The following is a 24,528-nucleotide window of genomic DNA, read 5'->3' as shown; positions in this document are numbered from 1 at the left end:
AGGTGATCCCGGTCAGTCGCGCACCCACAGGTCGCGGTTGCCGGCGATGAGGACCCGGCCGTCGGCGAGCGTCGCCGCCGCCGACGGCGGGAACTCGTTGCAGTCCAGTTCGCCCCGCTGGTACGGGCCGCCCGCCGCGCCGGTCCACACCACCCCGCAGTACGTCTCACGGCCGCCGGGGGAGTACTTCCCCACCTGGTCCCGCACGCCGACCAGCACCAGCGCGCCCTCCCGGTCGACGGTCGCCGCCACGACGCCGCCCTCGCCCATCGCCGTCGTGTCCCTCGGGGTCCACGTCGTGCCGTCCGTGCTGGACATCCACAGCGGCCGGTCCGGCCCCTTCGGGTTGCCGACGGTCCCGATGGCGTGCCACGTCGTGCCGACCTTCACCAGCACGTGCACCAGCCACTGGTCCGGCCCGGTCCGCAGCCGGGCGGCACGCCACGTCGTGCCGCCGTCGGCCGAGTGCCACGTGGTCAGCCAGTCGCCGCCGTAGCCGGTCGCGACCACGTCCGCGCCTGCCGCGGCCACCAGGTACGGCTGGTCGTGCGCCCCGCCGGGCGCCTGGGGCAGCGCGATCCCGCGCACGGTCGCGCCCGCGTCGTCGGAGACGTACACGGTCGCCTGCCCGGATCCGTTGCCCACCACCAGGATCCGGTCCCCGGACCGGGCGATCGCGGTCGCCCGCGCGTCACCGGGCGCCTCGGGCGAACGGCCGGAGTTGTCGAACGGGATGGCCGCGAGCGGGGTCACGGCACCGTCCGGGGTGCGCCGCGCCAGGCCGTCGGTCGCGCCGATCAGGGTGCCGTCGTCCCACGGGAGCACCACACCGGACAGTCCGCCGCCGGCCCAACCGTCCCGCTCCGGGGGGCCGTCGGCGACCTGGTCGTCGCGCGGGGCCGGGTCGATGGACAGCCTCGTGCAGCCGGCGTTCCCGGTCCAGTTGGCGCCGACGTTCCGCTGCCCGTTCGCGTAGGTGCCGACGCCGAGCACGCAGCCGCCGAGCGGGACGAGCTGCCGCAGCCCCTGTCCCGGCGGGATCCAGTCGCTCACCGACGGGAACTCGACCGCCCTGCGCAGCACGGTGAAGCCCGCCGCGTCCTGGTTGCTGCCCGCGTTCTGGTTACTGCCCGCGTCCGGCCGGTCACCGCACGCGGTGAGCAGCAGGAGCAGCGCGGCGACGAGGACCCGGCCGGTGGTTCGTGGCACGGCGGAATTGTGGCAGACCGGTAACGTGCCGGATCGGCTGGCGAATCAATCTTCGTGGTGGAGAACCCGACGCCGGGTCTGTCGATGGTGCCGGGAGACGTCCCGGTGCCCGTCACCCGGGACAAGCAGTACCGGCCCGTGCTGTCGCGTTACCCCGTCGCCCCCGGTGGGGAGCGGCGCGTCGCGGTCGAGCTGGCCTGGTGCGTGATCACGTCCGGCCGGTACGAGGGAGAACGCGGGATCGAGGTCCGCGTCGACGGGCACCGCGTCGGTGAGCTGACGGACGTGATGGCGCGGCGCTACGCCCCGCTCCTCGAGCAGGGCACACGGGTCGGCTGCGAGACCACCGTGACCCGCGACGAACACGGCCTGCGGCTCACGGTCCACCTGCCGCGCAACGCGAACATGCCGGTGGTCGCGCCGGATCCCACGGAACCCATCCCCGCGCTGCTCGCCGCCAGGCCCGCGTGGAGGAAGCCGGCGTGGATCGGCGCCGGAGTGGTGGCCGCCGCGTTGGTGTGCGCGGCGATCCTCGGTGGTGGCGACGGCGAACGGACCGCGGCCCCAGCCGGGAGAACCACCACCACGGCGACGCTCGAACCGGTGCCCCCGGCCACGACGACGACCACCGCCGCCACGACGACGACGGCGACGACGGCCACGACCACCACCACGACGACGGCCACCACGACCACCACTACCACGACGACCACCGACGGGCCGACCGTGGCGGAACCGCCGCCCGTCGCGGACGACCCGCGCTCCGGCTGCCATCCCAGCTACCGCCCCTGCGTGCCGATCGCCGAGGACGTCGACTGCGAGGGCACCGGCGACGGCCCGGTCCACGTCGTCGGGCCCATCGAGATCGTCGGGCCCGACGAGTACCGCCTCGACCCGAACAAGGACGGGCTCGCCTGCGAGTCACCACGTTTTTCCGGAATCCGGTAACGGGCCGGGCGGGGCGGCCGAAGCACACGGCATGGTCGAGAACCCGACACCGGGTCTTTCGATGGTGCCGGGCGACGTGCCGGTCACCGTCACCCGTGAAGAACGCCACCAGCAGGTGCTGTCGCGGTACTCCGTCGCCCCTGGCGGGGAGCGCCGGATCGCCGCCGAGCTGGCGTGGTGCGTGATCGCTTCCGGTAAGTACAAAGGGGAACGCGGCATCGAGGTCCGCGTCGACGGGCGTCGCGCCGGTGAGCTGACGCACATGATGTCGCAGCGCTACGCCCCGCTCCTGGCGGGCGGCGGGCGGGTGGGCTGCGAGGCCACCGTCACCCGCGACGAACGGGGTCTCCAGGTCACGCTTCTCCTGCCCCGCAACGTGAACGCGGCGTTCTCCGCACCCGCGCCGATCGGGGAACCGCCGACGGAACGTTTCTCCCCGGTGCGCCCGGTGCCCGCGGCCACACAGCAGCCGATCGGTTTCGGCTGGCAGAAACCGGTCGGCATCGTCGCCGTCGTGATCGCCTTCCTGTTCCTCCTCGGCGTGCTCTTCGGCGGCGACGAGGACGACCCGTCGCCGTCGATCACCGCGGCCGACGACGCCACCACCACGACGACGTTCGAGCCGCTGCCGACCACCACGACGACGACAACGACCACCACGACCACCACGACCACCACGACCACTCCGCCACCCCCGCCGCCGACGACCACCGAGGTCGTCGCGCCGCCGGTCGTCGAAGAGCCGGTCACGCAGGAACCCGTGCCCGCGAAGCCCAAGCCCGCGCCGAAGCCCGCGTGCGACCCGAACTACTCCGGCTGCGTGCCGATCGCGAGCGACGTCGACTGCGCGGGCGGCAGCGGCAACGGCCCCGCGTACGCGTCCGGCCCGGTCCGGGTGATCGGCGACGACATCTACGACCTCGACCGCGACAACGACGGCGTGGCCTGCGAGTAACCAGAACCACACCCACACCCCCGTACACCGTTCGGAATAAGAGCGGCGCGCGGGGGTGTTTACGCGTACGCTGTTATTCGGGCGGCGCGAGAAATCGCGTCCGCAGGGGACTGGCTCGGTGCCGGACCGGCACAAACAACCAACGAACACCACGTTCGCAGACGCGCTCGCGCGCGGCCTCATGCGGACCGACACGCCCTGATTGGAGGCGGCTGACATGAAGATGATCGACGACTGGAGGGACCGCGCCGCCTGCCGCGACGCGGACCCCGAACTGTTCTTCCCCATCTCCGACATGGGCCCCGGTGCCCGGCAGATCGCCGAGGCCAAGGCCGTGTGCGGCCGGTGTCCCGTGCGGACCGAGTGCCTCGACTACGCCATCGACGCCGGGCTGGACCACGGCGTTTTCGGTGGCACCACGGAACGGGAGCGCCGCGCGCTCGTCCGCCGTCAGCGGGTGGCCTGACGACCGGCTCGCACACTGTGCGGCGGCCCCTGGTAGCTCGGCGCGAGCCCGCCTGTGTCGATGACCACCTTCTGCACCACCACGGTCGGGTCGACCGCCCACAACTTCACCACGTGCTCTCCCGGGCGGTCGACCACATGGGTGGTGGCCGTCCGGTTCACGTTGTCGGACGTGTTGCGTTCCCACTGCTTGTTCATGGCGGTGTCGTCCGCGCCGGTGGCCGTCGTGACGTTGACGCGCTGTGGCGGCTGGCCGTCCAGTGACACCGCGTAGGTGAGCCCGTCCGTGTAGTGCACGTTGTTCCTCGGTGACAGGTACACCCACACGGTCACCGGCCCGGTCGTCGTCAGGTTGACCGTGTACTCCAGGCGCTGGTCACCGGGTTCGCGCCGGGGCGCGGTCACCGGCGCGGGCCGCATGCCGGCGCCGTCCCTGCCGATGTCGGGGATGCGCAGCCAGTCGCCGACGACCCGGCTCGTGCCGTCCGCGGGCATCGACACGTAGCCGTTCGCCTCCACGTATCCCTTGGACGGACGCGTGTCCACACCGTCCACAACGGCCTCGACGACCACGGTCCGTCCCGCGCCCGTCACCGTCAGCGGCACCCGCGTGACGCCCTTCGGCGCGCGCCGCCAGTCCACAGTGACCTCGAGGCGCACCTGCTTGTCCACCGTGCCGCGTGCCCGCGAGACCGAGACCCACGGCTTCCCGGACGTGACGCGGTAGTCGAACGCCGTGGCGCCGCGGTTGAACACCTCGATGTACTGGCGCGGCTGGCTCTGGTGGCGGCTGAACACCGGCAGCACCGCCGGGCCCGTCGCGGCGGGCCACCACTGGTCCGAGCCGTCGATCGCGACGCCCATGTCCGCGGCCGCGGGCACCGGGATCCGCCGCACCGCGGGGAACACCTCGTCCGGCAGCGCCTCGTTGTTCAGCTCCGGCTGCTGCCACGGCGCGTTCGGCCCGTACCGCGCCACGTCGCCGTAGCCGATCTTCGGCTGGGTCTGGAAGTTCTGCCACTTCCCGCCCGCCAGCTCGGTGTTGTAGTAGTGCGACATCGCCTGGTCGATGGCGAACAGCCGGCCGGTCTCGTCGGCGAGGTCGTTGGTCGCGGCCCGGCCCTGCGCCGCGTAGCGGATGTTGGTGAACTCCGCGCGCCGCAACGCGTACAGGTTCGCGGTCGCTTTCGCCGCGTACGCGACCAGCTGGTAGTAGGCGTCCTGATAGGACTCCGGCAGCCGCCGCCCGATCCGGTCCACCCGGTCCGCGAGCCGTTGCCAGTCGGCGGTGACCCGGTCCATTTCCCGGTAGTTCTCCAGGAAGTACGGGTTCTCCTCGTCGTCGTAGGTGACGGTCGTGCCCGGCCCGCTGGTGATCCGCCGGTTGAGCAGCTCCGGCTTGCGACGTGCCTGCAGGGCGCCGTAGTCGTGCAGCACGCCTGCGATCTCGGCCGCGTACCGGGGCCCGAAGTTCTCCGCCGCGTACCGCTCCTCCCACGCCGGGACGTCCGTCAGCGGGATGGGTTTCCACGCGTAGTCCAGGAAGAACTGCAGCGGCAGCTCCTCGTTCTTGAGGTCACCGACGTTGACCACCCACAGCTTGTCCACACCGTACCGGTACGCCGTGTCCAGCTGCTCCCACGTGTTCGCGATGTTGATCGTGTCGACCCACTTGTAGTTGCGGCCGCCGCCCACGTAGTCGAAGTGGTAGTACATGCCGTACCCGCCCGCGCGGTCCGGCAGCGCCGGGTCCGGGAGCTTGCGCATGTTGCCCCAGTTGTCGTCGGTGAACACCACCGTCACGTCGTCCGGCGCGCGCAACCCCTTGTCCCAGTAGCGTTGCACCTCCTTGTACAGTGTCCACACCTGCGGCACGTCGGACATGCCGTGGTCGGCGAGGATCCGCCGCTCGGTCGCGAGGATCTCCTGCATCAGTTCGATGCCGTCGCCGTCGGGCAGGCCGACGTCGCCGTTGCCGCGCATGCCGAGCGTCACGACGCCCTCGAAACCCTGCTCCGTCATGCGTTCGACGCCGTCGTTCCAGTACGCCGTGATGGCGTCGCGGTTGCGCCGGAAGCTCCACTCGCCGGTGCCGCCGTACGGGTCGTGGCCCGGCGTCACGATGTTCCCCGCGGCGTCGCGCACCGCGGGGACGGCATGGCGGTTCCACTCCTCGATGCCGCGCATCATCGGTGCCTCGTGCGAGGTCCCCATGATCACGCCGTACGCGGAGGCGGTGGCGTGGTTGGCCGGGTCGTCCTCCGCGAACGCACGCCCCCACACGGCGGGCCAGAGGTAGTTCGCCTTGAGCCGCAACATGGTCTCGAAGACCCGTCCGTAGAACCGGCTGTTGAACCCGCCGGGATGTCCCGGCGCGAGGCCCTGCCCGAACTGCGTCGGCGCCCAGCGGCCCAGTGCGGGGTTCTCGTCGTTGATGAAGAACCCGCGGTACTTCACCGCGGGCGTGCCCTGGGTGTGCCTGCCCGGCAGGACGTACAGCGCGGCGGACCGGCGCGCGGGCACGTCGTCCCACCAGTACCAGGGTGAGACGCCGATCTCGCGCGACACGTCGTAGGCGCCGTAGATCGTGCCGCGCTGGTCGCTGCCCGCGATCACCAGCGCGCGGCGCACGCCGGGCAGGGGGTGCTCGACCACCTGCTGCAGCGAGGTCTCCCACTTCCCGGCGATCGCGCGCACGTCGAGCCTGCCCCGGGCGACGAGGTCGTCGATGAGCGGGCTCTCGCCGATGGTGCCGACGAGGACGGGTGTGCTGCCCGCCGGCACGCGGTCCAGCGACACCGCCGGTCGCACGCCGGTCACCCGTTCGACGTCGTCCCGCAGGTCGCCGACGACGCGCACCACACCGGGCCGGTCGGCGCCGCTCACGACGATCGGCGCCGCGGCTCCGCCCGTCACGAGCGGGAACGCGCCCGGCCGCGGCGTGGTGACCACATAGGACTCCCCGGCGGCGGGCGGGGCCGCGAGCGCGGGCACCGGCGACACGACGGCCGCCGCGAGGAGCGGGATGGCGAGCAGGGCTGCGGACCGGCGCATGTCGATCTCCGTACTGACGCAGGGCGGAGCCGAAAGTTTCGGAACACTTCCGTAACCCGAACACCGTAACCACAGACGCGTCCGAAACGCCAGAGTCCTTGTGCGCCAAGGAGAATCGAAACTTTCGGAGCTACCTCCTGCGTGCCTTCAGCACGATGTCGTTGACGTGCATGGCCTCCGGCGGCATGTGCACCCTCGGTCTGGTCTCGTGCGTGTCGATCGTCCACTCGTCCTCGTCGAGCAGCGCGGCGACGTCGTCGGGGAAGTAGAAGTCGTGGCGGTCGAAGTCGGGGTTGCGCTCGTGCTCGTGCCCGGTGAGCTCGTGGTGGGCGTACAGCAGCGTGCCGCCGGGCGCGACCGCCGCGAGCATGTTCCGCACCGCGCGGTCCCCGGGTGCGCGCTGCGCCGAGAAGTACAGCGCCACCACGAGGTCGAAGGCGCCCGCGGGCAGCGCCGACGTGGCCAGGTCGGCGTGCACCCAGCTCACCTTCGCCTCACCCGCCGCGGCCGCCGCGCGGGCCAGGGCGACCTCGGAGATGTCCACGGCGGTCACGAGCCAGCCCCGCGAGGCGAGCCACAGCGCGTCGGCGCCCTCGCCGCAGCCGAGGTCGAGCGCCTGCCCCGGCGGCAGGTCGGCGACCTCCGTGACCAGCACGCCGTTGGGCGCGCCGCTCCACAGCTGGTCCTTCTCGCGGTACAGGTCGTCCCAGAACTGTTGATCCATACCCGCAGCGTCACCCCGGCCGGCCGGTGCTGACAACTTTTGTTGCCGAAACCGCAAACGGAGCGGGAGGATGGACGGGTGGCCAGCACCCGCAAGATCGACCGCACGGCAACGGAATCGGTCTGCCCTGCGTTCCGCGACGAGCACGGGGTGTGGCACGTGCGCGACCTCGCGGGCGGGCGGGCGCTCCTGCGTGACACGGCGACCGTGCAGGCCGGGCTGGGCGTGGAGACGGTGGAGAAGCTGCCGTCGAGTTTCCGCCGCCCGGTGCTGTACTGGGACGGGCCGGAGCACCGCGAGTACCGCAGGCAGACCGCGCGGTTCTTCACCCCGAAACGGGTGGACGAGGAGTACCGCGACCTCATGCACCGCGTCGCCGACCGGGAGATCGCCGTGCTGCGCGCCGCGGGGTGGGCGGACCTGTCGGAGCTGAGCTTCCGGCTCGCCGTCGACGTGGCGAAGCAGGTCGTCGGTCTGACCGAGAGCAGGCCGGGCACGGCGCGGCGGCTCGGCCGGTTCTTCCCGGAGAAGCTCGGCAAACCGGGCTTCACGAGTGTCCACGGCGTGTACTGGGCCGCGCGGATCCTGTACCTGTGGCTGGCGATCCACGTGCACGACGTGCGGCCCGCCGTGCGGGCGCGGAAACGGCGGCGCCAGGACGACCTGATCTCGCACCTCGTGGACGAGGGCGCGGGTGCGGGGGAGATCCTGTCCGAGTGCATCACGGTCGCGGCGGCGGGCATGGTCACCACGCGCGAGTTCATCTGCGCGGCCGCGTGGCACCTGTTCTCCGACGACGAGCTGCTGGCGGCGTACCGCGCCGGTGACGAGCCGGCCCGGTACGCGATCCTGCACGAGCTGGCCCGGCTCGAACCGCCGCTCGCGGTGCTGAAGCGGCGCACCACCGCGCCCGTGACGCTGCCCGACGGCACGGTCATCGGCGAGGGTGAGCAGGTGGACGTGTCGATCGCGGCCGCCAACCTCGACTCGGCCGACGGTGCGGGCCTGACGTTCGGTGACGGACCCCACAAGTGCCCGGGTTCGTACCTCGCGGTGCGGGAGACCGACATCTTCCTGACCAAGCTGGTGGCGCTGGACGGCGTGCGGCTGGCCAGGCAGCCGAGGGTGGCGTTCAACGACGCTTTCGGCAGCTACTCCCTGCACGACATGATCGTGTCGGTGGGTGAACGTACTGTGGAGGCATGATCCACGGCGCCCTGTTCGACTTCTCCGGCACCCTGTTCCGCTTCGAGCCCGGCCCCGGCTGGCCGTCCACCACGTTCGACGAGTCCATGCGCGAGCGGCTCACCACCGTGCTGACCTCGCCGACCCGGTCGGCCGACCACCTGCCGCCGGACCTGGCGGACGCGTGGGCGCGCCGCGACCTCGACCCCGAGGTGCACCGGACCGTGTACCTGGCGTCGCTGGCGTCGACGGGGTTCGCGCTGTCGGAGGAGGAGACGGAGCTGGTGTACCGGAGCCTCACCGCGCCGGACGCGTGGCAGCCGTACCCGGACACGGCGGACGTGCTGCGCGGGCTCGCCGCGGCGGGTGTGCCGGTGGCCGTGGTGAGCAACATCGCGTGGGACATCCGGCCCATGTTCCGCAAGCTCGGCGTCGAGGACCTGGTCACGGAGTTCGTGCTGTCCTATGTGGAGGGCGTGGTGAAGCCGGACCCGAAGATCTTCACGATCGCGTGTCAGCGGATCGGGGTAGCCCCGGAACAGGCCGTGATGGTCGGCGACAGCCCGGAGGCGGACGGCGGCGCGTCGGCCATCGGCTGCCGGACCGTCATCGTCGACCCCGCCCCGACCGCGACCCGCCGGTCGGCGCTGCGCGAGGCGGTGGCGGAGGTGTTGCCCGCGGCGTGACGGGTACCCGCCGCGGATGACGACGTACACGCACACAGCGGATGCCGACATCGCGGCGGATGTCCTCTTCCACTACCTCGCGGACCCGACGAACCTGCCGAGGTACTTCCCGGAGATGCGCGCGGCCGAGCCCGAGGGCGGCGACAAGGTCCACGTGGAGGCGGAGGTGCACGGCGACCGCGTCTCGGGCGAGGCGTGGGTCCGCCCGAACGAGGCGGAACGCAAACTCGAGTGGGGCGCCGAGGGCCCGGACGACTACCACGGCGAGCTGACGGTGGAGGAGGTCGCGCCGGGCAGGAGCCGGATCACCGTCAGCCTGCACAGCGTCCGGGTCGCCGAGGGTGACGAGGTGCAGCAGGGCCTGGAACACACGGTCGCCGCGTTGACGCAGGCCGTCGCGGCGGACGACCAGGCCGACGAGCACCGGCGGCAGGGCGAACCTAGCTGACGGCCTTGACGTGCTCGGCCGCCTTCCGCGCGATGTCGATGCGCGACCGCACACCCAGCTTCGCGAGGATGTGCGACACGTGCGTCCCCACCGTCCGGGGCGACAGCACCAGTTGCTCGGCGATCTGCCGGTTGGACAGCCCTTCGGCCACCATGGCGGCGATCTTCGTCTCGGTGGGCGTGAGGGCGTTCCAGCCGGCCTGCGCCTGCCGGTGCTTCGCGCGCGGCCCCCGCCGGATGCCGAAGCTGCGCAGGTGAGCCCGGAGGTGGGCGAGGTCCCAGTTGGCGCCGAGCTTGTCGTACAGTTCGTCCGCGCGGGTGAACGCCCGCCTGGCGGCGTCCTTCTCGTCGCGCCCGGCGAACCCGATCGCGGCTGCTTCCAGTGCCTTGGCGCGCAGCAGCGGACGCCCGGCGTCCCGGTACCGATCGGCGGCGTGCTGCAGGAGGAACGGGTCGCGCTCCAGCAGCCCACGGCAGTAAGCGGCGGTCCCGAGCCGGTGCGGCACCGAGGACCGCCGCGCCAACGTGGCCGCCTGAGCAGCGACATCCGCCGCGGCGCGCGTGTCCCCGGTCGCGGCGGCGAGCCGCGCCGCCTCGGGAAGCAGATCCTCGACTTCGTCAAGCTCTTCGGCATCACCCCCGATCCGCGCCGTCAACACGGCAAGCGCTTCTTCGGGCCGGTCGGCGACCTCGTGGTCCAGACTCCAGGCCAACGTCAAGGACGAGACGACCCGGTTCCCGATCTGCTCCGCACTCGGTGCCGCCGCCTCGAGGTGCTGCCGAGCGGTAGCGGCATCCCCCCGATGGAACGCGATGACCGCCGCGATACCGCGGTCGCAGCAGGTGGCACCGGGATCCTTGAACTCATCAGGCAACGACTCGATCTCCGCGAGTGCGTCGTCCCAACGACCGCCCTCGAACTGCAACTCGGCGAGCGCGGTCTGCGCCTGCGCGAGACGGACGAGGCTGCCGATGTGATCGGCGAGTTGACGCACCCGGGTCGCAGCGCTCAGAGCCTCGTCGTAGCGGTCGAGATCGCCGAGCGCGACGGCCTTGTTGATCTGCAGGAGCAGCCGGAGATCGTTGAGGGCGGGTTCGTCCTCGATCACGGTGAGAGCGCGGTCGAACAGCGGCAGCGCGGCGGCGACCTCGCCCCGCATCATCGACACCACGATGAGGACGTGCAGGGCCCACCCGATGGACCAGGTGTCCCCGGCCTCTTCCGCGGTGGCGAGTGCTTTGGTGGCGACGCTGCCCGCGACAGACACCTCACCGAGGTCCCGGTGCGCCCGCGCCGTCAGCACCAGCAGGCGGGCCCGCTGCTGTGCCGAGATCTCGGCGAGGCTGTGTGCCTGTTCCAGTACTTCCAGCGACTCGTCGGAGCGACCGAGCATCGCGCGGCACTGCGACATCGTCCAGTGGAGGTCGACGAGCAGGTCGGGGTCGGTGACGACCCGCATGGCCCGGGAGGCGATCCGCACCGCCTCGTCGCACTCGCCCTCGCGGTACAGGGCCTCGGCGAGGCGGCACACCAACTTGGCACCGCGCGTGGTTTCGGGGGTCGTCCGCGTCGACGCCTGGCGGAGCAACTCGATCGCGGTCTTGGGTGCCTGGGCGACGAGCGATGGTGCCGCGTCGACGGTCCAGTTCAGCAGTGACTCGTCGAGCGGGTCCGGGCTGGGCGCGCTGATCGCCTGGAGGAGCTGCCGAGCGACACGCGGAGTCGGCACACCGGCCTCGGCGAGGGCTCTGGCCGCGTCGCGGTGCCATGCTGGGCGCAGCGGGGTCGCGATGTCGTCGTACAAGGCCTGGCGGATCAGCGGGTGCCGGAACGCCAGTTTGTCGCCGACGTCCCGCAGGACCCCCGCGGTCCTGGCCTCGTCGATGGCGGGGACCAGCTCCGCGACTCGGCGTCCGAGCACGAGCGCGAGGTCTCCGACGAGGAAGTCGACACCGAGGAGTGCGGCGGCCTGCAGTGTTCTCCTCGTGTCCTGGGGGAGGAAGTCGAGCCGGTCGGTGATGGCGGCGACGAGCGAGCCGGGCACCGGGCCGCTGGTCACGTCGACGGCACCGGTCTCGGTGACCGTCAGGCGCTCGGCGCGGAACAGCGCGTCCATCAACTCGGTGAGGTACAACGGGTTACCCGAGGCTTCCGCGGCGAGCCGGAGCAGGTTCTCGCCCGGTGTGCCCGCCGAGATCTGTGCGATGAGATCAGCCACCGCGTCTTCTGGCAGCCCATCGAGCCGGAGCGTGCGATCCGGTCCGACCACACGCCGGACGGCGAGCAGTTCGTCGCGCTGGGGGACGGGCCGGACGATGCCGATGAGCAGCAACGACTTCCGGTCGACCGCGCGCGCGAGCCACTCCCACACGCTGATGGTGAAGCGGTCGGCCCACTGCAGGTCGTCGACCACCAGGACCGTCGGAGTGGCGCTGCACAGTTCGTTCATGAGTGCCAGCATCTGCTCGGCCGCGGCCATGGCCGGATCCGCGGCGCCGGCGAGTTCGCCACGCAGTAAACGCTGGACGGTGTCGAGGCGCCGCTCGGTGGCCTCCTTGACCAGCAAGGCGTCCACGAGCGGCTGGAGGGGGAGTGCCTGCCCGAGTTCGTCGCATTCGGCCCAGTAGGCGGAGTACCCACGGTCCTCGGCGGCGGCGGTGGCCGCCCGCGCGAGGGAGGACTTGCCGATGCCGGGCTCACCCTCGATCAGGATCGCGTGACCGCTTCCTGTCGCGAGATCGTCGAGCCACCCGATGAGCCGGGTCAGCTCGGCCTCACGGCCGACGAGTGCGTGGGCATCACTCGGCATGCCTCGACAGTATTGCTTGTCGACGCAGGGAACAACGGTCGGCGAGCAGGTTACGCCAACCGGTGTCGTGCTCATTCTGTTGCTCTTCTGTTAACCGTCAGTTATTGGCGTAATTATGGCGCATTTCCGTGTCGTCTGAGACTATAAATTGAGTCGTATAGTTTGGGCCCAAACCTTACCCTCATCCATGTGATTGCGCGGGGTCGTAAGCCGACCACCGCGCCATCCCCATCTGTTTGCCGATGTTCGGGATCAGCAAAATGGAGGTCGAGATGAGAATGGTGCGGATGGTCGTGGCCGCCGCGGCGGCGTTGGTGATGTTGGTCGCGGTGGGTGGCACCGCGGCCGGTGATCCTCCGGCTATGACCCACAACGTCATCGTCCTGGAGATGACCCACAATTGACAAGAGGTTCCGGGGCAATTGTCAGGCCTTCTTCGCAGTATGAGCCGTTGCGAGGCCCCTGTCCGAGGGCGCTGCCGTGGTGTTCCCAGCATCACGGTGGCGCCCAGCGGCTCTGTGTACCGCTCGGTCCTGCAATGCGTAGCCCAGATTGACGAGCCGCCCACCGAGGCGGCATTCGTCGGCTACCGCAATCTGTTCTCTTCGCCGGGCGTCGGTGTCGAGCATGCGTAGTACGAACCTGGCTATCTGGTTGTTGACGCTGGACAATTCAGCGACGAGGACCAGTTCATCATGCCATTCGTCCGCGGCCACCGGTGTCACCCCACGATTTATTGTCATCTCGTTTTCCGTATATTGACAGTCTGCTCCGGGCGAGGTGCGGAGACATCGGTCAAGTGACGGATGTGCGAGGGCAGTTGCCGGGATGTCGTTCGACCATGTGGGTGATGAAACGGCGGGATCGCGCCGAAGTCCCGTGCATTTGCACCTCATCACGATCATGTCATGGCCTACGCTCCGTCACCGATTCGTGGGCATGGCTTCCCGAACGGCGCAAAGGCCGACGCCTACGAACGCGCCGGCCTCCGTGTCGGGCAGGGTGAGAGGTGGGCACCTACCGTCCGTGGCCACGCCCCAGCGGCCCTGCACCTTGGGCGCACCGCTCTTCCGCCACCATCCGCCTGTCGCGCCCCGGCTTGCTCGAACGCGAGGGGTGGCAACTCCCGTCGCGTGATGTGGCAATTGCCAACCTGCCGACGGTCTTGCCGCGCTCGGGCTCGAGCAGCCCGGCGGATCGCCGTTGTTTGCCGGGATGGTGACGCAAGCTCGACACCGCGCTCACCGAGACGGGCGTAGCGCCCGGGAGGGCTCCCGGGCGGCCGGCCTTAGCGTCGTCCGCATGAACCCGAAGGTCCTCGCGCTGATCGTCGTCGTGGTGGTTCTCGTGGTCGCGTTCGTGGTGTGGCTCGTCGTCCGGTCGCTGGGCAGGCAGGCCGGGGTCCGGCGTGCCGACTTCGAGCGGCTGCGCGGCGAACGCGACCTGCTCGCCCGCGCCATCGCGGAGATCGACGAGAAGACCGACACCTACCGCGACATCGACTCGGTGCTCGCCACCGACGTGCGCGCGATCATCCGGAAGCTGACCGCCGACCGATTGGACCTGAGCCGATGAGGACCCGACCCGCCTTCCTGCTCGCCTCGGCCGTGCTCCTCACGGCCTGCTCGATCGGCAACCCGACGTCCAGCGAGGTGTCGCTGCAGTACGGCGCGGGCCCGTTCGACTCGCGCAAGTTCGTGGAGTGCGAGACCGAGCGCGACGTCAGCGACGTCAACGACGACCACTACTACTACCCGAGCGGGCAGCGCGACTTCACGTTCGGCGACGGGGACGGCATCGACTCCGCGCCGCTCACGTCGACGACGCAGGACTCGCAGGAGATCAAGGTGACCGGCACGGTCAAGTTCACCCTGAACACCGACTGCTCGCCGTTCACCGACCCGACGGGCAAGGAGTGGCCGGGCGGGAAGCTGCAGATGTTCCACGAGCTGATCGCCTACAAGTACGACGCCGCCCCGACCGACGGTGGCGAGCAGATGAAGCCCGGCTGGTCGGCGCTGCTGCGCAACTACGTCGGCGCGGCGCTGGACCGGGCGACCGACAACGAGGCGCTGAAGTACCCGTGGCAGAAGCTCTACACGGACGCGCCGACGAAGGCGCAGTGGGAGAAGGACGTCCTCGCGCAGCTGCCGAAGGTGCTCACGACGCTCACCCAGGGCGTGGACCTGATCACGATCAACTCGGTGCTGCTGCAGAAGCCCGGCATCCAGCCGCAGCTGGTGGCCGGCCTCACCGACAAGCAGGCGGCCGAGCTGCGCAGCCAGGCCGCGGAGGTGGACAAGGAGGCCGCGGCGAAGTTCCCCGGCGGCATGCCCGCCTACCAGGCCTACCAGCAACAGCAGGCGGTCAACGAGGCGATCAAGTCCGGCAAGGTGCAGGTGCTGCCGGTGCCACAGGGCTCGCCGGTCATCGTGCAGCCGGCGAAGTAGCGGTGTGCGTGTACCTGCCGGGGAGCAGGTCCCGGTCCATGTGACTACTGTGGCGCTCGTGGAAGATCGAGTGCTGGGCCGCACCGGCCGTCAGGTGTCCGTCGTCGGGCTCGGGTGCTGGCAGCTGGGGGCCGACTGGGGCCGGGTCGACGACGCCGACGCGATGGCCGTGCTGCACGCGGCGGTCGACGGCGGTGTCACGTTCCTCGACACGGCCGACGTGTACGGCGACGGGCGCAGCGAGCAGCTCATCGCGGCGTTCCTCGCCGAACGCGACGCCGACGTCACGGTGGCGACCAAGTGCGGTCGCCGTGCCGACCCGCACGTGCCCGCGTCGTTCACGCCGGAGAACCTGCGTGCCTGGACCGACCGCAGCCGCGCCAACCTGCGCACCGACCGGCTCGACCTGGTGCAGCTCCACTGCCCGCCCACCCCCGTCTTCTCCGCCGACGAGGTCTTCGACGCGCTCGACGCGCTGGTGGCGGAGGGCAACCTCGCCGCGTACGGCGTGTCGGTCGAGACCTGCGACGAGGCGCTCACCGCCATCGCGCGGCCGAACGTGGCGAGCGTGCAGATCATCCTGAACGCGTTCCGCCGCAAGCCGCTCGAGCGCGTGCTGCCCGCGGCGCGCGAGGCGGGTGTCGGGATCATCGCGCGGGTGCCGCTCGCGAGCGGCCTGCTGTCCGGCAAGTACGACGAGCACACCACGTTCGCGGCCGACGACCACCGCAACTACAACCGCCACGGTGAGGCGTTCGACGTCGGCGAGACGTTCTCCGGCGTGCCGTACGAGGTGGGCGTCCAGGCTGCGCGGGAACTGGCGGCGGTCGCCGAGGACCTCGGGGTGAGCACGGCCGCCCTCGCGCTGCGGTGGGTGATCGACCAGCCCGGCGTCAGCGTCGTCATCCCGGGTGCCCGCAACGCGGAACAGGCCAACGCCAACGCGGCCGCCGCGCAGCTCCCACCACTCACCCCGGACACGTTGCTGGCGATCGAACAGATCTACGACGACCACATCCGCGCCCACGTCCACACCCGCTGGTGACTCGCGAGTCGCGCTCTCGAACACACCGAGTTGCCGGTTTCGTGCCGACGCCGGGCCGGGCGACATGCACGAAACCGGCAACTCGCTATGCGTGCGAGCGTGACTCGCGAGGTCAGTGGGCCAGGGTCAGGATGGCCTGGAGTTCGCGGTAGGCCGGTTTGGGGGCGAAGTTCTCGTCGAGGAGGTTCGCCGCGCCCTCGCCCTCGAAGAAGCCGGGGACCCACGAGTACTTGTCGGTGAAGCCCCACACGGTGAACGAGTTGCAGCGGCGGGCGAGCAGGCAGCCCTGCAGCAGCACGCTGTAGCCCTGTGCCTGCGCCTGCAGCTTCACGTTGTCGGCCGGCATGATCATGCGCACGTCGACCTCGGTGATCGCGGTCTCCAGGCCCAGCTTCTCGAACCGGCCGAGGTTCGCCGCCACCTCGGACGCGCTGTGGAAGCCGTACTGCACGCCGTAGTGGCCCTGCGCGCCGAAGCCGTGCACCGGAACCCGTTGCCGCAGCAGGTCTTTCACCAGCGCCAGGTACGCGTCGCTCTTCGCGCTGATGCCCTCGACGTTGTAGTCGTTGAGGAACAGCTTCGCCTTCGGGTCGGCCTGGTGCGCCCACCGGAACGCGTCGGCGATGTAGCCCGGCCCCAGCTCACGCAGCCAGATCGTGTCGCGCAGCTGACCGTTGTCGTCGATGACCTCGTTCGCCACGTCCCACTGGTAGATGCGCCCCCGGAAGTGGGTGACCTCGTCGATGATGTGCCTGCGCAGGATCGACCGCAGCTCGGTCGCGTCGATGTCGCCCGACTCGACGCCCTGCGTGAGCCACGCGGGCAGCTGGTTGTGCCACACCAGCGTGTGCCCGCGGACCTGCTGCCCGTTGCGCTTCGCGGCGGCCATCAGCTCGTCGGCGGCGCTGAAGTCGAGGTCGCCCCGCGTCGGTTCGACGACCTCCCACTTCATCACGTTCTCGGCCGTGATCGAGTTGAACTCGGCGCCGACGCGGTCGCGGTAGGTCGCGTCCGCGGTGTACGCGGCGTGGTCGACGGCGGTGCCGATCAGCAGCTGCCTGCCCGCCAGCTCGCGCAGTGGCCGGTCGGGGGAGAGGGACCCGGCCGCCGGAGCGGGTGAGCCGGCGGCCGGGAGTACGGAGTAGAGCGATGCCGCGGCGAGGAGACCTGCCGCGGCGACACGGGACACCTTCATGCGGCGCTCCTCGACGACGATGGCGAGTTCGAAAGTTTCGGCAAATTGTCGGTATCGCGAGGAGAAACGTTAAGGCGCTACTGGGTTTCCGTCAAGCAGGCAGCGGATTTCCGTTGTGGGATCACCGAAAGTTTCGGTGACGCCACGCTGATGGGGCAACGGGAGATCGTCTTCGCCGGTCCGTCCTTTTCGGACGGCGGGCCGAACCGGTCACCCGCGACGTGCACCTGGTGCCGCGGGCGTCGACGGCGCCTCGCTGAGCGGCTCGCGCGCGTCCACCACGTACAGCCCCGACACCAGGCCCGACAGCCCGCGGTGTGACCGCGGCCGCCACGCGAGGAGCCCGCACACGAGCAGCATCAGCCCGGACCACGCACTCGCGTCGTCGCCGAGTCCGGAAAGGACGAAGTAGCCGCACGTGCCGCCCGCGAGCGCGGGCAGCACCCGGATCCCGGCCCGTCCGCCGTCGGCACGCACCCGCTTGAGCCGCACCGCACGCTGCCCGAGCGTGGCGCCGGCGCGGCCGAGCGAAGGCAGGACGAGCAGCGCCACGGCGGGCACCCACGGGTTGATCACGTGGCTGTCGACGCCCGCGACGAGATCGGCGGCGACGGCCAGCACCCCGCCGAGGAGCGTCACCGCGACCAGGTCGACGAGCATGCCGAGCCACCGGCGCCCGGTGGTCACCGGCCGCGGCGCTTCGGCGGGGAGGTCGGTGCGCCCGTACATCTTCCGCAGCAGCGGCGCGAACAGCAGCCCGACGGCGGTGCCGAGGGTGTTGGCGAGGAGGTCGTCCACGTCGAAGAGCCGGTACGGGCACGGGAAGAGGAACCAGTTGCCGGTCAGCTGGGTGAACTCGATCAGCAACGACACGCAGAACCCGGCGCCGACCACCGCGGCCACGGGCAGCCGCCGGTGCCGCAGGAAGGCGCCGAGCGGCACGAACAGGGCGACGTTGAACACGACCTGCTGCACGGCGGGGTTGGTGACCACGCCCCGCCAGCCGGGCGTGACCCGGTCCTTCGCGATGTCGGCGAGGAACTGCAGGGGCCTCAGCTGGGGGTGGGCGAACTGCGTGTGGCCCGCGCACCAGGCGTCGTCGATCTGCGGCACGGGCGCGAGCGTGTACGCGACGAGCGCGAGCCCGTAGACGAGGAACGCGAACGCGAGGATGCCGGGCCCGAGCCCCACCTCGCCGCGCTTGCGGTAGCTGCGGAACACGAACGGCACCAACAGCACGAGCGCGATCGCCACGCCGAAGAAGACGGCGAGCACAGCAGGAATCACCCGGGAGGACACGCGGTGCAAGCTAACCCGCGCGGCGCTCCGACGTCGCCTCTCTCACCTGATCGTGTGCCTACCCGCGTGCGCCCTGCAGCCACCCGCCGATCAGCGACGCCCAGTCGGTCACGCAGGCGTCCTCGTGGTTCACGGTCCACCGGGCGGTCACCGCGGCAGGCCGGATCAGCCCGCCACGCGGGTGCGCCGTCACCAGCACGCACAGGTCGCGCGGCCCGGCGACGAAGGTCAGCGTGATCCTCTCGAACCGGTCCGCGCACCACGACGGCGGCGTGAACACGAGGACCTGCTGGAAGTCGAACTCCTGCGGCAGCGACGGGAGGCGGCCCGGGTGCACGGTGACGGACCGGAAGTGGGCGCCGAGCACACCGAACGCGTCCAGCACCCGGCTCTGCGACGGCAGGGGCTGGACCAGCAACCGGTCGAGGTCACCGGTGTCCTGTCCGTCGTGGACGACCACCTCGGTGCGCACGCCGACGACGAACGGGAGCACGGCGTCGCCGACCGCGGTGACCGGGGTCTCCACCGGCAGGGCGAACCGGAACGCGAGGTCGAGCCGCTGTTGCGGGGCGAGCAGGACGTCCCGCCGCAGGTCGGTGTGCCACAGCTGGGCCGACCACGGCACCATCCGCCGTTCGAGCACGGGCACGAACTCGCTCTGCACGACGAGCCCGACGGTCACCCGGGAGAGCGCCGCCTCCTTCCGGTCGGCCACGACCGACACCCGGCCGGTGACCCCGTCGCCGGGGTGGACGACCGCCGTGTCGAGCACGGTCTCGACCGACGGCCGTCCACCGGCGAGCGCCGAACGCACACGGTCGAACAACCGGACCCCCCATCCCCACGACACCGCCATGACAACGGAGCACCGGACCGCTGCGTTCCCGGCGCTACGCGAGCATCCCGCGCAGGTGCTTGATCACCTCGGCGGGCGCCTCCTCCGCCATGTAGTGCCCGCACGTCACCGTCACGTGGGTGAGCTCCGGGGCCCACGCCCGCCACACCGCGGCCGCGTCGTAGCCGAGCGCCGCGCCCCAGTCCTGCTGGAGCACCGTCACCGGCATCCGCAACGTCGCCCCGGCCGCCCGTGCCGCCTCGTCGTCGGCGACGTCGACGGTGGCCGACGCCCGGTAGTCCGCCACGATCGACGGCACCGCCGCGCGGCTCGCGCGCAGGTACTCGGCCCGGACGTCCGGCGGGATGGCGGCCGGGTCGCGGGCCCACAGGTCGAGGAAGTGCCCGAAGAACGCGTCCGGCGCGGCGGCGATCATGGCCTCCGGCAGCCCGGGCGGCTGCGCCATCAGGTACAGGTGGAACGCGACCGACGCCGTCACACCGTGCAGCACGTCCCACATGTCCAGCGTGGGCAGCACGTCCAGTGACGCGAGCCGGGTGACCGCCTCCGGGTGGTCCAGCCCGGCGCGGATGGCGACCAGCGCACCCCGGTCGTGCCCGGCCAGCGCGAACCGGTCGTGCCCGAGCGCGCGGGCCACGGCGACGACGTCGGCCGCCATCGCCGTCTTCGCGTAGGTGCGGCCCGTGTCCGCCGGTTTGTCGCTGTCGCCGTAGCCCCGCAGGTCGGGGCAGATGACCGTGTGGTCGCTCGCGAGGTCGGCGGCCACGTGCCGCCACATGAGGTGGGTCTGGGGGAAGCCGTGCAGCAACACGATCGGGTCGCCGGAGCCGCCGACGGCCACGTTGAGTGACACGCCGTCGGTCGCAGGCACACGCTGGTAGTCGAATCCTGGGATCTGCATGCCGCCAGCATGGGAGCGGCGAATCAGCGGCCGGTCAGCACGGACCGAGCGGGTTAGGCTGCCACCGGTGATCACGTTCCGGGTGCTCGGACCGCTCACGGCCGACGACCAGCGGGGCCCGGTCGACCTGAAGGGACCGCGGCACCGCGCCGTGCTCGCGCGGCTGCTCGTCGCGCGCGGTCGCGTCGTGCCGGTGGACACCCTCGTCGCCGACCTGTGGGAGGACCCGCCCGACGGCGCGGTCGGCGCGGTGCAGACGTTCGTCGGCGCGCTCCGCAAGGCCCTCGAACCGGACCGGCCGCCCCGTGCACCGGCGCGGCTGCTGGTGACCGAGGGCTCCGGGTACGCCCTGCGCGCCGAGGCCGTGGACGCGTGGCGGTTCGAGGAGGCCGTGGCCGGGACAGCGGAGGAGATCGCCGAGGGGCTCGCGCTGTGGCGCGGCCCCGCCTACGCGGAGTTCGCCGACCAGCCGTGGGCACGCGGCGAGATCGCCCGGCTCGACGAGCTGCGCCTGCTCGCCGTCGAACGCCGCGCGGCAGCGTTGCTGGACGACGGTCGCGCCGCCGACGTGGTGCCCGACCTCGAGGCGCACGTCGACGGGCACCCGTGGCGCGAGGAGGGCTGGCGGCTGCTCGCCCTCGCCCGCTACCGCACCGGCAGGCAGGGCGACGCGCTCGACACACTGCGCCGCGCCCGCCGGGTCCTGGCCGACGAGCTGGGCATCGACCCCGGTCCGGCCCTGCGCGCACTGGAGGCCGACATCCTCGCGCAGGTGCCGGTCGACGAGCCGGGAACACCCGCCCTCGTCGGCCGGTCCGAGGAACTGGCCCGGCTCGCCGCCACCCGTGCACCGCTCGCGCTGATCGCGGGCGAGGCGGGCGCCGGCAAGACCGCGCTCGCCGAGGCCCTCGCCGCGCGGCTGTCCGCACGCGGGTGGACCACGGCGTGGGGCGCCAACCCGGACGACGACGGGCTGCCCGCCGCCTGGCCGTGGACCACGATCCTCGAGGCCCTCCCCGGCGCCGCACCGGAACCCGACCCCGTCCGCGCCCGCTGGCACCGCGCCATCGCCGCGTACCTCGGCAGGCACGCGCCGCTGCTCCTGGTCCTCGACGACCTGCACTGGGCGGGCGAGGAAACGCTGGCGCTGCTGGCGTCGCTGGTGCTGGCGCCGCCGCCGCGGCGCGTGCTGATCGTTGGCACCTACCGGACCACCGACGTGCCGCCGCCGCTGCGGGACTTCCTCGGCCGCGTGGCCCGCGCCGAACCCGAACGGGTGTACCTGACGGGCTTGCCGACCCCCGCCATCCCCGACCTGGTCCGCGCCACCACGGGCCGGGAGATCGACGCGGCCACCGCCGCGCTCATCCACCAGCGCAGCGGCGGCAACCCGTTCTTCGTCCGCGAGCTGGCCCGGCTGCTCGACACCGGCGACCTGACCGACGTGCCCGCCGGTGTCCGGGAAGTGGTGCGCCACCGGGTCGCCACCCTGCCGTCGTCCGTGCAGGACGTGCTGCGGCGCGCGTCGGTGCAGGGCATGGACGTCGCGGAGGACCTGCTGCCCGGGGACGTGCTCGACGCGCTGGAAACCGCGACACAGCGCGGTTTCCTCACCGAACAGGCGCCGGGGTGGTTCCGGTTCGCGCACGTCCTCGTGCGGGACACGCTGTACAAGGACGTGTCCCGGTCCCGCCGCGCCCGCTGGCACGCCGAGACCGCCGCCGCGCTCGAACGGGTGCGGCCCGGCGAGGTCGCGGCGCTCGCGCACCACTTCCTGCTGACGGGCAACGGATCCGCCGCCGCCCGGTACGCGCGGGCCGCCGCGGCGGAGGCGGAACGGCGGTTCGCACCGCACCAGGCCGCGCGGTGGTGGCGGGTGGCACGCGAGCACGGCGAACCCGACGACCACGTCACCGCGGGGCTCGCCCGCACGCTGGCCGTCACCGGCGACCTCGCCGGGGCCCGCGCGCTGCGCGCCGAGCTGCTGGGGTCGGCGCCCGCGCTGGTGGCGTTCGACGTGCCCGCGCTCTGGACCGAGCCCGACGACCCCGTGCTGGCACGCCGGATCGCGGCCGCAGCCGACCACGCCCTCGCCGGCGACCCGCCGCCCGCGTTGCGGAGCCGCCTGCTGGCGACCATCGCCGTCGAGCTGCGCAACACCGGCGACGAACGGGTCCGCGCGGCGGCGCGGGAGGCGGAGGAGATCGCCCGGGGGCTCGCCGACCCCGCGGTGCTGGCGTTCGCGCTCAACGCCCGGTTCCTGCAGTCGTTCGACCGTGCCGGGCTGGCGGCGGAGCGGGCGGCGATCGGCGCCGAGCTGGCGTCGATGCACGACCTGGTGCCGTTCGAGGTGCTCGGCCACCTGATCCTCGTGCAGTCCGGCGCCGCCCTCGCGGACCTGTCGTCCGCCGACCGGCACGCCGCGGCGGCGGACGACCTCGCTGCGGAGCACGACATCCCGCTGGTGGGTGTGTTCACCGACTGGTACCGGGCACTGCGCGCGTCGATCACCGGCGCGCCGGCGGAAGCGGCGTACCGGGCGGCCGCCCGGCGCCTCCACGGCACCGGGATGTCCGGTGTGGACAACGGCGTCCTGGGCCTGGCCCTGCTGTGCGACCGCCTCCAGCGCGGCCTGCCGCCGGTCGACGCGGACTTCGGCGCGCACGAACCGTGGTGCCGTCCGCTGGTGGCACCGAGCACGGCACCGGTTCCGCCCGCGCCACGCGACCTGCTGTTCGAGGTCCGCACCTGCCTGCACGCGCTGATCGCCATCGACCGCGACGACCGCGCGGCGATGACACGCCTGTACGAGGACCTCCTGCCCGCCGAGGACGAGCTGGCCGGTGCGGGCAGCGGGCTGGTGACGCTGCGCCCGGTCGCCCACTACCTGGCCGACCTGGCCGACGCGCTGGGCCGTGCCGCCGAGGGACACCGCCGGAAGGCGGCCGAGGTCGCGACCCGTGCGGGCGCGGCGCACTGGCTCAGGCGGCCTGCGCCGCCGCGAGGACGTACGACGTGAGTTCGTTCGCGATGACCGCGTAGCCCGCTGCCGACGGGTGGAACCGGTCGGCGGAGAACATGCGGTCGTCGGACGCGAACCGGGAGAACACCTCGGGGCCGACGTGCGCGACGGTCGCCCCCGCGGCGGTGGCGGCGTCGGCCTGCGCGGTGGCGTAGAGCCTGCTCGCCTGCGACACGACGTCCCGGAACGCGGGTGGCACGTGGGCGAGCACACCCATGTCCGGTGCCGTCACGACGATCACCCGCGCACCGGCCCCGGTGAGCGTGGCGACGGCGTCGCGGAGCAGCCGCGCACCGACGGCCGGTGGCGTCAGCCGGGTCAGGTCGTTGGCGCCGATCACGATCAACGCGAGGTCGGCGCCCGCCGCGACGGCGGCACGGACCTGCGGCGCGAGGTCGGCGGAACGGGCACCCGGCACGGCGTGCACGCTCAGCTCCACCCGGTGCCCGGCAGCCCGGAGCGCGCCCGCGAGGAGGTGCCCGATGCTCTGCTCGGCCCGGGTACAGCCGACGCCCGCGGCGAGCGAGTCACCGAGCACCCGGAAGCGAATCGTGGTCATCGCTCAGTTCAACGCAGGCGGGGTCGTCGTTGATCCCGTGACGACATCCGTCCGATGTCTGATGGCCCACACGCTTCAGTGGAACCACGGATGTCTCGCCGCTCCACGTCGCGAAGAGTGTCGGCATGCTCGCGACAGCGGCCCCACCGTACCGTGAATGCGTGGACGACCTGGTCGGACGCGAAACAGAACTGGCCTGCCTGCAAGCAATGGCCGACGCCGCGGCGACGGGCCAGGGCGCGGCAGCCCTCATCGAAGGCGAACCGGGCATCGGGAAGTCGGCACTGGCCCGCGCCGCCACGAACTTCGCCGCGGGCCGCGGCTGCCACGTCCTGTGGGCAGCCGCGGACGAACTCGGTCAGGCACTGCCGCTGCGCCCGCTGCTGGACGCCTGCCGGCACCTGGCCACCCCTCGCCTGACCGCGATACGAACCCTCCTGCGCGGCGAGTTCACCGGCGACCTGGACCCGGTCGCGGCCGCGTCGGAGCACCTGCTGACCCTGGTGGCGGAACTCTGCGACGCCACCCCGGTGATCCTCGTCGTCGACGACCTGCAGTGGGCGGACCAGGCCACGATCCAGGTGTGGTCCCGCCTCGCCAGAACGGCGCAGCACAAACCGCTGCTGGCGATCGGCATCACGCGCCCGACACCGGAACGCGGGGAACTCCTGCCCGTCCGCCGAGCCGCCGGCAAGGTCCTGCGCCTGGCAGGCCTGCG

Annotated in this window: 21 protein-coding genes and 1 pseudogene; 11 read left to right on the top strand and 11 right to left on the bottom strand. The window is 71.8% G+C overall.

Annotation, left to right across the window (positions count from 1 at the left end):
• Positions 1 to 12: 12 nt before the first annotated feature.
• The gene (locus ACYQ77_RS27565) at positions 13 to 1,209 is read right to left on the bottom strand and encodes a beta propeller repeat protein (RefSeq protein ID WP_459716276.1); all 1,197 of its coding nucleotides are present in this window, start codon (positions 1,207 to 1,209) and stop codon (positions 13 to 15) included.
• Between the two features lie 57 nt (positions 1,210 to 1,266).
• Here ACYQ77_RS27565 and ACYQ77_RS27560 point away from each other — a divergent pair, with 57 nt between their 5' ends.
• The 3 genes from ACYQ77_RS27560 (at position 1,267) to ACYQ77_RS27550 (ending at position 3,578) form a co-directional block, all read left to right on the top strand.
• A complete protein-coding gene (locus ACYQ77_RS27560; RefSeq protein WP_459716275.1) occupies positions 1,267 to 2,157 on the top strand; it encodes a hypothetical protein in 891 nt (296 codons plus the stop codon).
• Positions 2,158 to 2,188: 31 nt separating this feature from the next.
• Positions 2,189 to 3,112 (top strand): hypothetical protein, encoded by a 924-nt coding sequence (locus ACYQ77_RS27555; protein WP_459716272.1) that lies wholly within the window; start codon positions 2,189 to 2,191, stop codon positions 3,110 to 3,112.
• A 217-nt stretch (positions 3,113 to 3,329) separates the two neighbouring features.
• Positions 3,330 to 3,578, top strand: coding sequence for a WhiB family transcriptional regulator (locus tag ACYQ77_RS27550; protein ID WP_459716270.1), 249 nt, complete (start codon positions 3,330 to 3,332; stop codon positions 3,576 to 3,578).
• Here the strand turns inward: ACYQ77_RS27550 and ACYQ77_RS27545 are convergent.
• Positions 3,563 to 6,631 (bottom strand): glycosyl hydrolase 115 family protein, encoded by a 3,069-nt coding sequence (locus tag ACYQ77_RS27545; RefSeq protein WP_459716268.1) that lies wholly within the window; start codon positions 6,629 to 6,631, stop codon positions 3,563 to 3,565. The genes ACYQ77_RS27550 and ACYQ77_RS27545 overlap by 16 nt on opposite strands.
• A 130-nt stretch (positions 6,632 to 6,761) precedes the next feature.
• A complete protein-coding gene (locus ACYQ77_RS27540) occupies positions 6,762 to 7,355 on the bottom strand; it encodes a class I SAM-dependent methyltransferase (protein ID WP_459716267.1) in 594 nt (197 codons plus the stop codon).
• 78 nt (positions 7,356 to 7,433) lie between these two features.
• Between ACYQ77_RS27540 and ACYQ77_RS27535 the strand changes: the two genes are divergently transcribed.
• The 3 genes from ACYQ77_RS27535 to ACYQ77_RS27525 are packed head-to-tail and all read left to right on the top strand — an operon-like array spanning position 7,434 to position 9,674.
• Positions 7,434 to 8,561 (top strand): cytochrome P450, encoded by a 1,128-nt coding sequence (locus tag ACYQ77_RS27535; protein WP_459716265.1) that lies wholly within the window; start codon positions 7,434 to 7,436, stop codon positions 8,559 to 8,561.
• Positions 8,558 to 9,226, top strand: coding sequence for an HAD family hydrolase (locus ACYQ77_RS27530; RefSeq protein ID WP_459716263.1), 669 nt, complete (start codon positions 8,558 to 8,560; stop codon positions 9,224 to 9,226). Before ACYQ77_RS27535 ends, ACYQ77_RS27530 begins: the two co-directional genes overlap by 4 nt.
• 16 nt (positions 9,227 to 9,242) lie before the next feature.
• On the top strand, positions 9,243 to 9,674 hold the full coding sequence (locus ACYQ77_RS27525) for an SRPBCC family protein (RefSeq protein WP_459716262.1): 432 nt from the start codon (positions 9,243 to 9,245) through the stop codon (positions 9,672 to 9,674).
• On the opposite strand, the gene ACYQ77_RS27520 is transcribed toward ACYQ77_RS27525, so the two are convergent.
• The 3 genes from ACYQ77_RS27520 to ACYQ77_RS27510 all read right to left on the bottom strand — a co-directional run bounded on the left by ACYQ77_RS27520 (position 9,667) and on the right by ACYQ77_RS27510 (position 13,199).
• A complete protein-coding gene (locus ACYQ77_RS27520; protein ID WP_459716260.1) occupies positions 9,667 to 12,483 on the bottom strand; it encodes an AAA family ATPase in 2,817 nt (938 codons plus the stop codon). The genes ACYQ77_RS27525 and ACYQ77_RS27520 overlap by 8 nt on opposite strands.
• A gap of 181 nt (positions 12,484 to 12,664) precedes the next feature.
• Positions 12,665 to 12,823 carry a hypothetical protein gene (locus tag ACYQ77_RS27515; protein ID WP_459716257.1) on the bottom strand — a complete coding sequence of 53 codons (159 nt, stop codon included), beginning with the start codon at positions 12,821 to 12,823 and terminating at the stop codon, positions 12,665 to 12,667.
• 85 nt (positions 12,824 to 12,908) lie between these two features.
• Positions 12,909 to 13,199, bottom strand: a complete 291-nt coding sequence (locus ACYQ77_RS27510; protein ID WP_459716255.1) for a hypothetical protein — start codon at positions 13,197 to 13,199, stop codon at positions 12,909 to 12,911.
• Between the two features lie 586 nt (positions 13,200 to 13,785).
• Between ACYQ77_RS27510 and ACYQ77_RS27505 the strand changes: the two genes are divergently transcribed.
• From ACYQ77_RS27505 to ACYQ77_RS27495, 3 genes are read left to right on the top strand one after another with little or no spacing between them, the layout of a single operon-like run.
• Positions 13,786 to 14,058, top strand: a complete 273-nt coding sequence (locus tag ACYQ77_RS27505; protein ID WP_459716253.1) for a hypothetical protein — start codon at positions 13,786 to 13,788, stop codon at positions 14,056 to 14,058.
• Complete coding sequence (locus tag ACYQ77_RS27500; protein ID WP_459716251.1) at positions 14,055 to 14,933, top strand: hypothetical protein; 879 nt, start codon at positions 14,055 to 14,057, stop codon at positions 14,931 to 14,933. Before ACYQ77_RS27505 ends, ACYQ77_RS27500 begins: the two co-directional genes overlap by 4 nt.
• A 58-nt stretch (positions 14,934 to 14,991) precedes the next feature.
• Complete coding sequence (locus tag ACYQ77_RS27495) at positions 14,992 to 15,978, top strand: aldo/keto reductase (RefSeq protein ID WP_459716248.1); 987 nt, start codon at positions 14,992 to 14,994, stop codon at positions 15,976 to 15,978.
• 112 nt (positions 15,979 to 16,090) lie between these two features.
• Here ACYQ77_RS27495 and ACYQ77_RS27490 read toward each other — a convergent pair whose 3' ends face one another.
• From ACYQ77_RS27490 to ACYQ77_RS27475, 4 genes are all read right to left on the bottom strand, one after another.
• A complete protein-coding gene (locus ACYQ77_RS27490) occupies positions 16,091 to 17,173 on the bottom strand; it encodes an endo-1,4-beta-xylanase (RefSeq protein WP_459716246.1) in 1,083 nt (360 codons plus the stop codon).
• 210 nt (positions 17,174 to 17,383) lie between these two features.
• Complete coding sequence (locus ACYQ77_RS27485) at positions 17,384 to 18,472, bottom strand: VanZ family protein (protein WP_459716244.1); 1,089 nt, start codon at positions 18,470 to 18,472, stop codon at positions 17,384 to 17,386.
• A 58-nt stretch (positions 18,473 to 18,530) separates the two neighbouring features.
• Positions 18,531 to 19,298: a sporulation protein gene (locus tag ACYQ77_RS27480; protein ID WP_459716243.1), complete on the bottom strand. Its 768-nt coding sequence runs from the start codon at positions 19,296 to 19,298 to the stop codon at positions 18,531 to 18,533.
• 64 nt (positions 19,299 to 19,362) lie between these two features.
• Positions 19,363 to 20,229: an alpha/beta fold hydrolase gene (locus tag ACYQ77_RS27475; protein WP_459716241.1), complete on the bottom strand. Its 867-nt coding sequence runs from the start codon at positions 20,227 to 20,229 to the stop codon at positions 19,363 to 19,365.
• Between ACYQ77_RS27475 and ACYQ77_RS27470 the strand changes: the two genes are divergently transcribed.
• Positions 20,228 to 23,248 (top strand): BTAD domain-containing putative transcriptional regulator, encoded by a 3,021-nt coding sequence (locus tag ACYQ77_RS27470; protein WP_459716240.1) that lies wholly within the window; start codon positions 20,228 to 20,230, stop codon positions 23,246 to 23,248. The two genes, ACYQ77_RS27475 and ACYQ77_RS27470, sit on opposite strands and share 2 nt — an antisense overlap.
• On the opposite strand, the gene ACYQ77_RS27465 is transcribed toward ACYQ77_RS27470, so the two are convergent.
• Positions 23,211 to 23,810 (bottom strand): SGNH/GDSL hydrolase family protein, encoded by a 600-nt coding sequence (locus ACYQ77_RS27465; protein ID WP_459716238.1) that lies wholly within the window; start codon positions 23,808 to 23,810, stop codon positions 23,211 to 23,213. The two genes, ACYQ77_RS27470 and ACYQ77_RS27465, sit on opposite strands and share 38 nt — an antisense overlap.
• Positions 23,811 to 23,935: 125 nt before the next feature.
• Between ACYQ77_RS27465 and ACYQ77_RS27460 the strand changes: the two are divergent.
• Positions 23,936 to 24,379: pseudogene (locus ACYQ77_RS27460) on the top strand (ATP-binding protein); the annotation flags it as partial.
• Positions 24,380 to 24,528 lie beyond the last annotated feature (149 nt).

This window comes from Actinophytocola sp. KF-1, from assembly GCF_054661535.1.
The sequence above is the reverse complement of the archived record's forward strand: the minus strand, read 5'-3'. Positions and strand labels throughout refer to the sequence as shown.

What these genes read in the sequence shown, in the direction of transcription:
- ACYQ77_RS27490 (WP_459716246.1), bottom strand. Translation starts at nt 17,173, where the DNA reads ATGAAGGTGTCCCGTGTCGCCGCGGCAGGTCTCCTCGCCGCGGCATCG.
- ACYQ77_RS27545 (WP_459716268.1), bottom strand. Translation starts at nt 6,631, where the DNA reads ATGCGCCGGTCCGCAGCCCTGCTCGCCATCCCGCTCCTCGCGGCGGCC.
- ACYQ77_RS27470 (WP_459716240.1), top strand. Translation starts at nt 20,228, where the DNA reads ATGCCGCCAGCATGGGAGCGGCGAATCAGCGGCCGGTCAGCACGGACC.
- ACYQ77_RS27540 (WP_459716267.1), bottom strand. Translation starts at nt 7,355, where the DNA reads ATGGATCAACAGTTCTGGGACGACCTGTACCGCGAGAAGGACCAGCTG.
- ACYQ77_RS27500 (WP_459716251.1), top strand. Translation starts at nt 14,055, where the DNA reads ATGAGGACCCGACCCGCCTTCCTGCTCGCCTCGGCCGTGCTCCTCACG.
- ACYQ77_RS27550 (WP_459716270.1), top strand. Translation starts at nt 3,330, where the DNA reads ATGAAGATGATCGACGACTGGAGGGACCGCGCCGCCTGCCGCGACGCG.
- ACYQ77_RS27525 (WP_459716262.1), top strand. Translation starts at nt 9,243, where the DNA reads ATGACGACGTACACGCACACAGCGGATGCCGACATCGCGGCGGATGTC.
- ACYQ77_RS27530 (WP_459716263.1), top strand. Translation starts at nt 8,558, where the DNA reads ATGATCCACGGCGCCCTGTTCGACTTCTCCGGCACCCTGTTCCGCTTC.
- ACYQ77_RS27505 (WP_459716253.1), top strand. Translation starts at nt 13,786, where the DNA reads ATGAACCCGAAGGTCCTCGCGCTGATCGTCGTCGTGGTGGTTCTCGTG.
- ACYQ77_RS27475 (WP_459716241.1), bottom strand. Translation starts at nt 20,229, where the DNA reads ATGCAGATCCCAGGATTCGACTACCAGCGTGTGCCTGCGACCGACGGC.
- ACYQ77_RS27520 (WP_459716260.1), bottom strand. Translation starts at nt 12,483, where the DNA reads ATGCCGAGTGATGCCCACGCACTCGTCGGCCGTGAGGCCGAGCTGACC.
- ACYQ77_RS27465 (WP_459716238.1), bottom strand. Translation starts at nt 23,810, where the DNA reads ATGACCACGATTCGCTTCCGGGTGCTCGGTGACTCGCTCGCCGCGGGC.
- ACYQ77_RS27555 (WP_459716272.1), top strand. Translation starts at nt 2,189, where the DNA reads ATGGTCGAGAACCCGACACCGGGTCTTTCGATGGTGCCGGGCGACGTG.